The sequence below is a fragment of the Streptomyces sp. WG7 genome (assembly GCF_049975785.1).
Lineage (GTDB): Bacteria > Actinomycetota > Actinomycetes > Streptomycetales > Streptomycetaceae > Streptomyces.
On sequence record NZ_JBNGGE010000038.1, the window covers coordinates 36,487 to 48,424 of the forward strand.

The 11,938-nt window shown below is 73.3% G+C and carries 10 protein-coding genes; 2 read left to right on the plus strand and 8 right to left on the minus strand.

The window, feature by feature from the left end:
- Nucleotides 1–18: 18 nt before the first annotated feature.
- Nucleotides 19–267, minus strand: coding sequence for a hypothetical protein (locus ACP4J0_RS29120; RefSeq protein WP_426601703.1), 249 nt, complete (start codon nucleotides 265–267; stop codon nucleotides 19–21).
- A gap of 471 nt (nucleotides 268–738) precedes the next feature.
- Here ACP4J0_RS29120 and ACP4J0_RS29125 point away from each other — a divergent pair, with 471 nt between their 5' ends.
- Nucleotides 739–2,160 carry an MFS transporter gene (locus tag ACP4J0_RS29125; protein ID WP_426601704.1) on the plus strand — a complete coding sequence of 474 codons (1,422 nt, stop codon included), beginning with the start codon at nucleotides 739–741 and terminating at the stop codon, nucleotides 2,158–2,160.
- A gap of 43 nt (nucleotides 2,161–2,203) precedes the next feature.
- Here the strand turns inward: ACP4J0_RS29125 and ACP4J0_RS29130 are convergent, their stop codons facing one another.
- From ACP4J0_RS29130 to ACP4J0_RS29155, 6 genes are all read right to left on the minus strand, one after another.
- Nucleotides 2,204–4,237 carry a helix-turn-helix domain-containing protein gene (locus ACP4J0_RS29130; protein WP_426601705.1) on the minus strand — a complete coding sequence of 678 codons (2,034 nt, stop codon included), beginning with the start codon at nucleotides 4,235–4,237 and terminating at the stop codon, nucleotides 2,204–2,206.
- Between the two features lie 99 nt (nucleotides 4,238–4,336).
- Nucleotides 4,337–5,137 carry a 3-hydroxybutyrate dehydrogenase gene (locus tag ACP4J0_RS29135; RefSeq protein WP_426601706.1) on the minus strand — a complete coding sequence of 267 codons (801 nt, stop codon included), beginning with the start codon at nucleotides 5,135–5,137 and terminating at the stop codon, nucleotides 4,337–4,339.
- Between the two features lie 54 nt (nucleotides 5,138–5,191).
- The gene (locus ACP4J0_RS29140; RefSeq protein WP_426601707.1) at nucleotides 5,192–5,671 is read right to left on the minus strand and encodes an NUDIX hydrolase; all 480 of its coding nucleotides are present in this window, start codon (nucleotides 5,669–5,671) and stop codon (nucleotides 5,192–5,194) included.
- Nucleotides 5,672–5,739: 68 nt separating this feature from the next.
- Nucleotides 5,740–7,353 carry an apolipoprotein N-acyltransferase gene (gene lnt, locus ACP4J0_RS29145; protein ID WP_426601708.1) on the minus strand — a complete coding sequence of 538 codons (1,614 nt, stop codon included), beginning with the start codon at nucleotides 7,351–7,353 and terminating at the stop codon, nucleotides 5,740–5,742.
- Between the two features lie 428 nt (nucleotides 7,354–7,781).
- Entirely contained in the window at nucleotides 7,782–8,324 is a 543-nt protein-coding gene (locus ACP4J0_RS29150; protein WP_426601709.1) for a hypothetical protein, read from the minus strand.
- Between the two features lie 79 nt (nucleotides 8,325–8,403).
- Nucleotides 8,404–9,189 carry a glutamate racemase gene (locus ACP4J0_RS29155; protein WP_426601710.1) on the minus strand — a complete coding sequence of 262 codons (786 nt, stop codon included), beginning with the start codon at nucleotides 9,187–9,189 and terminating at the stop codon, nucleotides 8,404–8,406.
- 39 nt (nucleotides 9,190–9,228) lie between these two features.
- Here ACP4J0_RS29155 and ACP4J0_RS29160 point away from each other — a divergent pair, with 39 nt between their 5' ends.
- Entirely contained in the window at nucleotides 9,229–10,437 is a 1,209-nt protein-coding gene (locus tag ACP4J0_RS29160) for a glycosyltransferase (RefSeq protein ID WP_426601711.1), read from the plus strand.
- Nucleotides 10,438–10,456: 19 nt separating this feature from the next.
- Here the strand turns inward: ACP4J0_RS29160 and ACP4J0_RS29165 are convergent, their stop codons facing one another.
- Nucleotides 10,457–11,779, minus strand: coding sequence for a TerD family protein (locus ACP4J0_RS29165; RefSeq protein WP_426601739.1), 1,323 nt, complete (start codon nucleotides 11,777–11,779; stop codon nucleotides 10,457–10,459).
- Between the last annotated feature and the right edge of the window lie 159 nt (nucleotides 11,780–11,938).

Consider the following 11,938-nt stretch of genomic DNA (forward strand, 5'->3'; position numbering starts at 1 on the left):
GGCGACGCCCTGGCACTGTCACAGCCCCTCAAGCGAGAGGCCGGCGCAGGCGCAAAGGTCCACTGGCCGTCCCCACCGGGCCATGAGCCGGTAGCGCGCGGTAGATTGCTGTCGATCCGGCTGGTCCCCGTGAGTCGCGGCGGCCCTGTCGTGCTCGGCGTCGCCCCGTACGGTGACACCCGTCTCGACGAGGGTGCGGAAGACCTCGGCGCCGACGGCTGTGCTGGCCAGCGGGACGGTGCGGGCGCCGCCGCCACGGTTGCTCACTCGGCGCCAGATCTGTCGCCGGTCCGGCAAGGCGCGGCAGGGGTGTCGTGACAGCGTTGCAACCGCGCTGACGTGCGTGCCTGACAGGTACCGCTCTCAGGCAGCTCCACGTCGGACCAAGCTACAGCGGCTGTCCGATGGGCCCCGGATGGCGGACTTCAACGCTACGTAGTCAGCACCAAGTCAGCACGGGAGGGGTGAAGACGGGTGATGACGTGCGCTTTCAGTCAGCACCGAACCAGCACGGGAGTCAGCACGCCATCGACAAATCATGCCAATCTACGCATCGCAGACACCGCCCGATCCGCCCCCTTCCAGGCCGCCAAAGCACCCCTTGGCGAGGACGCATGGGGACCGCGCGCATAGCTCGCCTCCGAACTATGGTGTCCCACCACATACGCCTCTGACCTGCGCCTTCCTACCGTGTGGCGACACGCAACCGTCCCCGCAGATCCCCAGGAAGTGGTGCCGATGTCGTCGCCCGCAGCCGCTCCACCAGCTCCGAACAACCTCAAGCGCATCGTCGCCGCGTCCCTCATCGGCACCACCATCGAGTGGTACGACTTCTTCCTCTACGGCTCCGCCGCCGCGCTCGTCTTCAACCAGCTGTTCTTCCCGGACTCCGACCCGCTGGTCGGCACGCTGCTGTCGTTCCTGACGTACGCCGTCGGGTTCGCCGCGCGTCCACTGGGGGCGCTCGTCTTCGGCCACTACGGTGACCGGCTCGGGCGCAAGAGGCTGCTGGTGCTCAGCCTGTTGATGATGGGCGGGGCGACCTGCGCGATCGGGCTGCTGCCCACGCACGCCACCATCGGCACGGCCGCTCCCGTGCTGCTGACCGTGCTGCGGCTCGTCCAGGGCTTCGCGCTCGGCGGTGAGTGGGGCGGCGCCGTGCTGCTGGTGTCGGAGCACGGGGACGTGCGCCGGCGTGGGTTCTGGGCGTCGTGGCCGCAGACCGGTGCGCCGGCGGGGCAGTTGCTGGCGACCGGTGTGCTGTCGCTGCTGACGGCCGTGCTGTCGGACTCCGCGTTCGACAGCTGGGGCTGGCGGATACCGTTCCTGCTCTCCGGCGTGCTGGTCATGGTCGGTTTGTGGATTCGTCTGTCCGTCGACGAATCGCCGGTCTTCAAGCAGGCGTTGGCACAGGCCGAGACGCGCAGGGCGGAAACCCGCGGGGCCGAGACCCGCAAGGCGGCCGCCGAGGAGCTTCCGCTGGTCTCCGTGCTGCGGCACCACTGGCGCGACGTACTGATCGCGATGGGCGCGCGGATGGCGGAGAACATCAGCTACTACGTCGTCACCGCCTTCATCCTCGTCTACGCCACCACCTCGGTCGGCCTCTCCGAACAGACGGCGCTCAACGCGGTGCTGATCGCCTCGGCCGTGCACTTCGCGGTCATCCCGGCCTGGGGCGCGCTGTCGGACCGGATCGGCCGACGTCCCGTGTACCTGCTGGGCGCGGCCGGTGTCGGGCTGTGGATGTTCCCCTTCTTCGCGCTGATCGACTCCGGCCACTTCGGCGGTCTGCTCCTCGCGGTGACCGTGGGCCTGGTGCTGCACGGCGCGATGTACGCGCCCCAGGCGGCCTTCTTCTCCGAGATGTTCGCGACGCGGATGCGCTACTCGGGTGCCTCGATCGGCGCCCAGTTCGCCTCCGTCGCGGCCGGTGCCCCCGCGCCGCTGATCGCCACCGCGCTGCTGTCCGAGTACGACAGTTCCACCCCGGTCTCCCTCTACGTCATCGCCGCGGCCGTGCTGACGCTGATCGCCGTGGGTGTGGCGAAGGAGACCCGCCACCGGGACCTCACCGAGGTCATGTCCTCCCCCGGGGACGGGGACATGAAGGAGGCGGAGGAAGGTGTCTCCCGGACGCCGGAGGCGCGCACCCGCTGACCCGTCCCGCCCGCCGGCCCTCGTACGCCCTCGCGTGCGGGGGTCAGTGCCGCGCGGGGACCGACAGCCGGTGGAGTCTGAGGGCCAGTTGTATCTCCAGTGCGCGGTCCGGGCTCTGCCAGTCGTCGCCGAGGAGGCGGCCGACGCGCTCCAGGCGCTGGGCGACCGTGTTCACGTGGACGTGCAGGCTGTCCTTGGTGCGGGCGGGACTCATGCCGCAGGCGAAGTACGCGTCGAGGGTCCGCAGGAGTTCGGTGCCGCGCCGCTCGTCATAGGCCGCGACCTGGCCGATGGTGCGCTCGACGAAACCGGAGACGTCCTGGTCCCCGGCCAGCAGCAGGCCCAGGAACCCGAAGTCCTCGGCGGCGGCACCGTCCCCGGAGCGGCCCAGCAGGCGCAGGGCGTCGAGGCAGCGCCGGGCTTCGCCGTATGCGGCGGCCACGGAGTCCGGGTGCGCGGCGAGGTCCTCCACCGGGGCGGAGGCGCCGACGGTGACCGCCTCGTGGACGGCCGTGCTCAGCTGTTGGGCGGTGCGGCGGGCCAGGTCCGTGGCACCGTCCCCGGCGGCCAGGGGCAGCAGCATTACGGTGCCGCCGTCCCGGGCGGCGGCCAGGCCGTGCCGGGTGGCGGCGAGGTGGGAGGCTGCGGCCCACAGGCGTCGGCGCGCGTCCGCCTCCTGGTCGGCGTCGGATGCGGTGGCGTCGAGGCGGGCGGCGAGTACGACGTGGGTGGCGTCCAGGTCGGCGCGCAGCCGTCGGGCGCGGTCGCCCAGCACGCGGGGGTCGCGGTCACGGGCGTCGAGCAGGTCGTCCAGCAGTTCGCCGCGGACTCGCTGTTCGGCCTCGGCGGCGGAGCGCCGGGCGAGCAGGAGGAGGGAGGTGACCATCGCGGCGCGTTCCAGGGTGAGCTGGTCCACGGGATCGAGCCCGGGGTGGCCGCGCAGGACGAGGGCGCCGAGCAGTTCGTCGCCGGCGGTGACGGCGGCGATCCAGTCGTCCTCGTGCCGCACCGCGTGGCCCTCGGCGCGGGATGTCTCCAGGGCACGCGCGGGTGCGGCGGCGGCTTCGGTGAACTCGACGGTGCCGGCCAGGACCTGGGAGACGGCGGCGGCCACGTCGTGGACACCGCCGCCGCGCAGGACGAGTTCGGCGAGCCGGTCGTGGACGTCGGAGGCACGCTCGATGACGCCGCTGCGGTCCCGGATGATCTCGTTGGCCCGCTCCAGGCCGGCGAGGGCCGAGCGGGTCTCGGCGAGCAGGTTCGCGGTGTCGATGGCGGCTGCCGCGAGGGCGGCGAAGGAGCCGAGCAGGGCGATCTGCTCGCGTTCGAAGACGCGGGCGCGCCGGTCCGCGGCGAAGAGCACGCCGATGACGTGGTGGCCGAGCGTCAGCGGTACGCCGAGGATGGCGACCAGGCCCTCGTCGCGTACGCCCGCGTCGATGGTGCGGGTGTGCTGGAAGCGGGCGTCCTTGAAGTAGTCGTCGGTGACGTAGGGGCGGGCGGTCTGGGCGACGAGTCCGCCGAGTCCCTCCCCCATGCCGAGCCGCAGCTGCTGGAAGCGGGCCGCGACCGAGCCCTCGGTGACGCGCATGCAGGTGTCGCCGCGGGCCGGGTCGTTGAGGCTGAGGTAGGCGACGTCGGTGCCGAGCAGTGAGCGGGCCCGCTGCACGATCGCGCGCAGGACGGCGTCCAGGTCGCGGAGTCCGGCGAGGTCGTGGGCCGTCTCGAACAGTGCGGACAGCTCGGCCTCGCGCCTGCGCCGGCCCTCCAGTTCGGAGCGCACGCGCAGGGCGAGGTTCTTCGCCTGTTCGAGCGCGGCGATCCGCTCGGCCGGTCCTCCCTCGGCGCGGGCGAGCAGCACCGGCTGCTCGTAGGCGTCGGCGGACGCGCCCCGGGCCAGCAGGTCCAGGAAGGGCGTCTCGACGGCGGCGGGCGCCGGGGCGGCGGCATCGCCCGCATCACGGGGCGACACTCCGGCTTCTCCGGCTTCTCCGGCTTCTCCGGCTTCTCCGGCTTCTCCGGCTTCTCCGGCGCCGTGGGCGGAACGCTCGGCGGACTGCACGTGATCGCGGGACATGCTCACAGGATTCCCCATCGCGCTGTCGTCCCGGCGGCCCTGTGGAAAACCCGGGCCGCCGGGGCACCCACCCGGCTCGGGACGCGGTTGCCGTCCTGCTCAGTGCGCGGTCCAGCCGCCGTCCAGGGCGAGTGAGGTGCCGGTGACGAAGGACGCCTGCGGGCCGCACAGGTAGGCCACTGCCTCGGCGACCTCCTCCGGTTCGATGAGCCGCCGCACCGCGCTGTCCCTCAGGAGTACGTCGGTCAGCACCTGCTCCTCGGGGATGCCGTGCGCCCGGGCCTGGTCGGTGATCTGCTTCTCGACGAGCGGGGTGCGCACGTAGGCGGGGCTGACGCAGTTGGAGGTGACGCCGTGGGCGGCGCCTTCGAGGGCGGCGGTCTTGGACAGGCCCTCCAGACCGTGCTTGGCGGAGACGTAGGCGGCCTTGTAGGCGGAGGCGCGCAGGCCGTGGACGGAGGAGATGTTGACGATACGGCCCCAGCCCTGCCCGTACATGTGGGGCAGGGCGCCGCGGATGAGGCGGAAGGGGGCCTCCAGCATCACGGTGAGCACGGTGTGGAAGACGTCGGGCGGGAACTCCTCGATCGGCCGCACCAGCTGCAGTCCGGCGTTGTTGACGAGGACGTCGGTGCCGGCGGCGGCGCGTTCCGCGGCGTCCAGGTCGGTCAGGTCCAGGACGCGGGGTTCGACGCTGCCCGCGAGGTCCCCGCAGCTCTCCGCGAGGGCGTCCAGCCCCGCGGCGTCCCGGTCGACCGCTGTGACCTCGGCCCCCGCGGCGGCCAGCCGCCGCGCACAGGCACGGCCGATGCCGCCGGCGGCGCCGGTGACGAGGGCGGTGCGGCCGCCGAGGTCGAGCGGGGAGGCGTGGAGGGCCGGGAGGACGCTGGGCGAGGTCATGTCCCGACCTTAGGCAGAGTCCACGCCGCCCCCCATGTGGGCACACCCCATACTTCAGACGGAACCAGTGGGGTCGAACCATGTGGGGGCGTCGGACAGCGCCTGCTTGATCCGGGCCTGCCCGAATTCCTTGAGGTCCGGCAGGGCGTCCACCGCGAACCAGCCCACGTCGAGCGACTCGTCGTCGTTGACCCGGGCCTCGCCGCCGACGGCCCGGCAGCGGAAGGTGATGTCCATGTACTGGCAGACGTCGCCGTTGTCGTACGTGACCGGGTTCAGCGCCTGGACGAGGACCACGCGCTCGACGACACACCTTACGGCCGTCTCCTCCTCGACCTCGCGCACGGCGCAGGCGGCGGGCTGCTCCCCCGGTTCCGGGATACCGCCGATCAGTGACCAGCGGCCGTTGTCGGACCGCCGGCCGAGCAGTACCCGGCCCTCGTCGTCGAAGACGACGGCGGTGACTCCGGGGAGCCACAGCAGCTGGTGTCCGGCCGAGGCGCGCAGGTCGCGGATGAAGTCGGGAGTAGCCATGCGTACGACCCTAACGGGCCCCTCGGGTCACTCCGGGCGGTGTCGCGGGGCGTGCGGCGGGCGTACGGCTACACGCCCCGGGCGCGTCGCCCGCGCACACCGGCACCGACGGCCCAGCCGAGCCCGCCGGCCGCGACCAGCACCAGGGCGATCTCGGGCACCACGCCCAGTCGGGTGGCGGGCGTCTCGGAGGAGCGCAGGGGCACCTCCTGGACCAGGGAGTCCGCCACGAACATGCCGGTCTTCTGGGTGACCCTCCCGTCCGGCATGATGATCGCACTGACACCGCTGGTCACCGGCACGGTGACGGAGCGGCTGTGCTCGACCGCCCGGATGCGGGACATCGCGAGCTGCTGGTAGGTCATCTCGCTGCGGCCGAACGTCGCGTTGTTGCTGGGTACGGAGATCATCTGGGCGCCGTCGGTGACCTCGGAGCGCACCGCCCAGTCGAAGGCGGCCTCGTAGCAGGTGACGAGCCCGACCTTGGTGCCGGCCATGGTGAACACGCCCGGTTCGGTGCCCCGGCTGAAGTCCTGGCTGACCATGGAGGTCCACTCGTCGTTGATCGCCCCGATGAGCGAGCGCAGTGGGAGGTACTCGCCGAACGGCTGGATCTGCCTTTTGTCGTAGGTGTCCACGGGGCCCTTGTCCGGGTCCCACAGGATCTGCTCGTTGAGCAGCCTGCCGTCGCGTTCCACGACGCCGCCGACCGAGATGGGCGCGCCGATCGCCTTGGCGGCCCGGTCGATCACGAGGCGCGCGTCGGCGTTGGCGAAGGGGTCGATGTCCGAGGAGTTCTCCGGCCAGAGCACGAAGTCGGGCTGGTCGACCTTGCCGGCCTTGACGTCGGCGGCCAGGCGCTGTGTCTCGCGCGCGTGGTAGTCGAGTACGGCCCGCCGCTGGGCGTTGAAGTCGAGGCCCGCGCGGGGCACGTTGCCCTGGATCACGGCGACGGTCGCGGTGCCGTCCTGCGCCTTGTCGCTGACCAGCGGCCGGGCGGCCACGGCGGCCACGAGGGGTACGGCCACACCGAGGAAGGCCACCGCCGCCGCGCTCCGCCGTACCTCGTGGGTGCGGCGCGCCCGGACGGCCAGGCGCACGACCTCGTAGAGGCCGAAGCCGCACAACACGACCGCGAAGCCGAGTACCGGTGTGCCCCCGACCGCGGCGAGCGGCAGGAACAGGCCGTCCGCCTGACCGAACGCGACCTTCCCCCAGGGGAAGCCCTCGAACGGCACGCGCGCGCGTGCGGCCTCTCCCGCGGTCCACAGCGCCGCCGACCACACGGGCCAGGCCGGCAGTTTCGACACCGCGGCGACGCCCGCGCCGACCAGCGCGACGAAGAGCGCCTCGATCGCGGCCAGCGCGAGCCAGGGCCCGGGGCCGACCTCCACGCCGGTCCAGACCAGCAGCGGGAGCAGGAAGCCGAGGCCGAAGAGGTAGCCGAGGCCGAGGCCCGCCTTCCAGCCGCGGCCGCGCAGCACCCAGCCGAAGACGCCGAAGGCGGGCAGTGCCAGCCACCACAGGGTGCGCGGCGGGAAGCTGACGTAGAGCAGCACTCCGGAGAGCGCGGCGGCGGCGGCCGGGAGGAGGCGCCGGAGCCACGTGGCGACACGCGGAGTGGGTGTCGTCTGCGGCTGTGTCCGGTCCGACTCGCCGACGGAGGTTGCGGTGGCTGTCACCCCCCGGAGTGTACGGCGGGTGACCATGCCGCCGACAGCGCGGTCCGCGGTCGCCGCGGGGCCGCGGTTGTCCGGTGCCGCGTCGTACTGGATGCCGTACGTCCCTGTGGCGCTCGTCGCGCCGCACACCGGTCGTCCTCATCGCCGACGGGGCCCGGCACCGGGCTCGGGCGGTCGTCGCCGTCGGCAACGCGCCGAACCCCACCACGGTGTCGGCGGGTGCGGGACTCCGCGCGGGGCCGGCCACGGCCCTTCCCGCCCCGCCGAGTCACCGGCCCGGCCGGCGACCGGTGTACGACCGCGGGGCGATCGGCTCTCCGGGTGAGGGCGGTGCGGGGTGTCCGTGTCGGTGCGGGTGGGGGCGGGCCGGTGCGGAGGGCGGCCGCAGCGGTTCCGGTGGACCTCGCCGGCTCAGCCCCCGAGTGCGCTCAGCGTGCCGGCCCCGGCGCCTTGGGCCGCAGCCGGTCCTTGATGACCTGGACGGCCGCCTCCGCGTCGTCCACGGTGATGGTGAAGGTGTGTCCGTCCCACAGTCGCAGGACCACGCCCTCCCCCCGGCGTACGACGACGGCGGTGCCCTTCTCCGGCCGCCAGCGGTAACCCCAGCCGCCCCAGTGGCGCGGGGTGACGTGCGGGGCGAACTCGGCGCCCGCGACGTGGGACAGGGGGATGCGGCGACGGGGCACGCCGATGTGGCCGCAGCGCACCTCGAGGCACTCCTCGTCGACTCTCAGCGCGACGTGCACGAACGCCAGCGTGCCGAAGAGCACCAGCAGCCCGGCCGCGATGCAGCCGACGACCGCCATGGCCAGCGGGGCGACGCCGGACTCCCAGGCCGATTCGACGGCCAGCGTGATGCCGAACGCCACGCAGGCGGCGCCGATGAGCGCCAGCAACCACTGGACCCGGTTGGTGGCACGTCCGGTCCAGACGTCCGGCTGGGGGGTGGTCTCGCCGTGGCGATGCCTCATGCATACGAGATTACTCACGATTCGCTGCGCGCGTACCTCGTCGCGCAGGGTGACTGGGCCGACCGGGCGTGCCCGGCGGTCAGCGGGCCGGCGTGACCGCTCGCAGGAGCCGGCCCTCGTCGTAGGCGAGCGCGGGCTCGGGCAGTGTGCCCTCACGTCCGCTCAGCAGCACGGTGAGGGTGCCCTCGGCCGGGGCTCCGGGGTCGGGCCGGGCGCCGATCCGGCGCAGTGCCTGGGCGGCGACCGCACCGGCGGAGCCGTGCAGGACGAGGCGCGGGGCGCCGGGGCGCTGCACGGCGGCGCGGATGCGTTCGGCGACCAGTTCGTAATGGGTGCAGCCCAGGACGACGGTCGTCACCGCGTCCGGTGTCAGGGCGGCCGCGGCGGCGACGGCCGCGGTGATCGCGGCCTCGTCCGCGTGCTCCACGGCGTCGGCGAGCCCCGGGCACGGCACTTCGGTGACGGCCGCGTCGCCGGCGAACTCCTTGATGAGACCGCGCTGGTAGGGGCTGCCGGTGGTGGCGGGCGTGGCCCAGATCGCCACGGGGCCGCCGCCGGCCGCGGCGGGCTTGATCGCCGGGACGGTGCCGATGACCGGCAGTGCGGGCTCGAACCGGGCGCGCAGCGCGGGCAGCGCGTGCACGGTGGCGGTGTTGCAGCCGACGATCAGGGCGTCCGGGCGGTGCGCGGCGGCGGCCTCGGCGACGGCGAGGGCACGCCCGGTGAGGTCCTCGGGGGTGCGCGGGCCCCAGGGCATGCCGTCGGGGTCCAGGGAGAGGATGAGATCGGCGTCCGGTCGCAGGCGCCGTACCGCGGCGGTGGCCGCCAGCAGACCGATTCCGGAGTCCATGAGCGCGATCTTCACCCGGCCACCATAGTCGATGGGCCGCTGCGGTCCGGTGTCGTGGGGCAGACTGCGGACGTGAGCGCCGATGCGTGGACTGCCGTCGTGACCGTCGTATCCGCCCTGTCCCTCGCCGCCTGGCTGTGGCTGCTGCTCGCCCGGGGCTTCTTCTGGCGTACGGACGTCGGGCTGCCGGCCCGGGTGGAGCCCGGCTCCTGGCCCTCCGTGTGCGTGGTCGTCCCGGCGCGCGACGAGGCGGCGGTCCTGTCCGCGAGCCTGCCGTCGCTGCTCGCGCAGACGTATCCGGGGCGGGCGGAGGTCTTTCTGATCGACGACGGCAGCACGGACGGCACGGGTGAGCTGGCGTGCGAGCTGGCCCGGCGGCAGGAGGGTCTGCCGCTCACCGTGGCCTCGCCCGGGGAGCCGCCCGCCGGCTGGACGGGCAAACTGTGGGCGGTGCGGCACGGCATCGACCTGGCTCGCGCGCGTGAGCCCGAGTACCTGCTGCTCACGGACGCCGACATCGCCCACGCGCCGGACAGCCTGCGCCGGCTGGTGGCGGCGGCCCGCACCGGTGGTTTCGACGTCGTCTCGCAGATGGCCCGGCTGCGGGTGGAGAGCGTGTGGGAGCGGCTCGTGGTGCCGGCCTTCGTCTACTTCTTCGCGCAGCTGTACCCGTTCCGGTGGATCGGCGGGAAGGGGCGAACCGCGGCAGCGGCGGGCGGCTGTGTGCTGCTGCGCACCGATGCCGCCGAGCGGGCGCGGATCCCGGACGCCATCCGGCACGCCGTCATCGACGACGTGGCCCTCGCCCGGGCGGTCAAGGGCAGCGGCGGCCGCGTCTGGCTGGGCCTGGCCGACCGGGTGGACAGCGTGCGTCCGTATCCGCGGCTGCGCGACCTGTGGCGGATGGTCTCGCGCAGCGCTTACGCGCAGCTGCGGCACAACCCCCTGGTGCTCGCCGGGACGGTCGTCGGCCTGGCCCTGGTGTACCTCGTGCCGCCGGTGGCGGTGGTCGTGGGCGCGGTGACGGGGAGTACGGCGGCGGCCGTCCTCGGTGCCGCCGCGTGGCTGGTGATGGCGGGGACGTACGTGCCCATGCTGCGCTACTACCGGCAGCCGCTGTGGCTCGCTCCGCTGCTGCCGTTCACGGCGTTCCTGTATCTCCTGATGACGGTCGACTCGGCGGTGCTGCACTACCGGGGGCGGGGCGCGGCCTGGAAGGGCCGTACCTACGCCCGTCCGGGCGCCGTGCCCGAGGAGGGGTGAACGCCCGCGCCTGGAAGGTTCACTTCCGGCCGGGGGTCCAGTTCATGCCCCAGCCGTAGGCGTGGTCGACGGTCCGCTGCGGGCTCACGCCGCGTTCGGGGACCAGGTAGCGGGCCTCGCGCTGGACGACCAGGTCGCTGCCGGTGCCGGTGATCAGCGCGAGGGCGCACACCGTCGAGGGGACCGTGCACTCGTCGAGCGAGAAGTCGATCGGAGCTCCGTGCTGCGGCTGGAGGGTGACCGTGGCGTGCAGGTCGGCGAAGGAGCGCGCGCCTTCGTAGATGGTGACGAAGACGAGGATGCGCCGGAAGTGCTGCTTGTGGTCGAGGTTGACGGTGAGGTTCTCGCCGGTCGTCACCGCGCCGGTGCGGTCGTCGCCGTCGAGGTGGATGAACGGCGGCTGGTGCAGGGACCCGAAGGCGTTGCCGAGGGCCTGGACGACGCCCTTGCTGCCGTCGGTGAGTTCGTACAGGCAGCACAGGTCGAGGTCGAGGTCGTCGTGCAGGGCGGCCGGGCGGCCGAGCTTGCGGGCCCAGCCGGAGAACTGCTTGCGCACCTGCCAGTTGAGGTTGACGCGCAGGGCGCCCGAAGTACCGCCCTGCTTGGTCAGCGAGACGGAGGGTGCCGCCTTGGTGAGCGTGACCTTGGTCGGACGGACCGGTTCGGCGGAGGGCGCCGCCGTCGGCGGGGGCGACGGGGCGGCTGCGGCCGACCGGGGTACGGGAGTGGCCGGGGGCGCCGACGGGGGCGTGGTGGCCGTGGGGACAGCCGGTGCCGGCGGGGCCGCCGGGGGTGCCTGCGGGGGCGCCGGGGGTGCCTGCGGCGGCTCGTCCACCGAGATGCCGTAGTCCGTGGCCAGGCCCTCGAGCCCGGTGTCGTAGCCCTGGCCGACGGCACGGAACTTCCACGCGCCCTGGCGGCGGTAGAACTCGCCGAGCACGAAGGCCGTCTCGACGGTCGCGCCCGGGTTGTCGAAGCGGGCCGCCACGGTGTTCCGCGCGGCGTCGCGGACCTCGATGTACAGATCGGGGACCCGCCCGAACGGTCCGCCGTCCGAGGAGGCGGCGAGGATCACGGTCTCGATCGCGGGCTCCACGCGCGCGAGGTCGACGAGCAGGCTGTCGGTCACCCGGCCGCCGGCCTCCCGCTTGCCCTCGTGGCGGACCGCGCCGGAGGAGTGCGCCGGCTGGTTGTAGAAGACGAAGTCCGCGTCGGAACGGACCGTCCCACCCACCAGGAGCAGGGCCGACGCGTCCGCGTCGGGCACGCCGGGGCCGGATCGCCAGCCCAGTTCCACCCGTAGCGCCGTCGTGGGCACCGGAGTGTTCGATCCTTTCGGCATTGACATGTCCGCCCCCATCACGTGTCACCGAGCCGGGCCGTGTCCCGGCGGTTCGCCGAGCCTTTTCCCGCCCAACCTATTCTCCCGCCGCCCACCCCTCGCAAGGAGTGCGGGAAGGCGTCCGGACAACCGCCGGTAACCCGCCCGGAACTCGCCCTT

What these genes read in the sequence shown, in the direction of transcription:
- ACP4J0_RS29130 (WP_426601705.1), bottom strand. Translation starts at nt 4,237, where the DNA reads ATGTCCCGCGATCACGTGCAGTCCGCCGAGCGTTCCGCCCACGGCGCC.
- ACP4J0_RS29125 (WP_426601704.1), top strand. Translation starts at nt 739, where the DNA reads ATGTCGTCGCCCGCAGCCGCTCCACCAGCTCCGAACAACCTCAAGCGC.
- ACP4J0_RS29135 (WP_426601706.1), bottom strand. Translation starts at nt 5,137, where the DNA reads ATGACCTCGCCCAGCGTCCTCCCGGCCCTCCACGCCTCCCCGCTCGAC.
- ACP4J0_RS29140 (WP_426601707.1), bottom strand. Translation starts at nt 5,671, where the DNA reads ATGGCTACTCCCGACTTCATCCGCGACCTGCGCGCCTCGGCCGGACAC.
- ACP4J0_RS29150 (WP_426601709.1), bottom strand. Translation starts at nt 8,324, where the DNA reads ATGAGGCATCGCCACGGCGAGACCACCCCCCAGCCGGACGTCTGGACC.
- ACP4J0_RS29165 (WP_426601739.1), bottom strand. Translation starts at nt 11,779, where the DNA reads ATGCCGAAAGGATCGAACACTCCGGTGCCCACGACGGCGCTACGGGTG.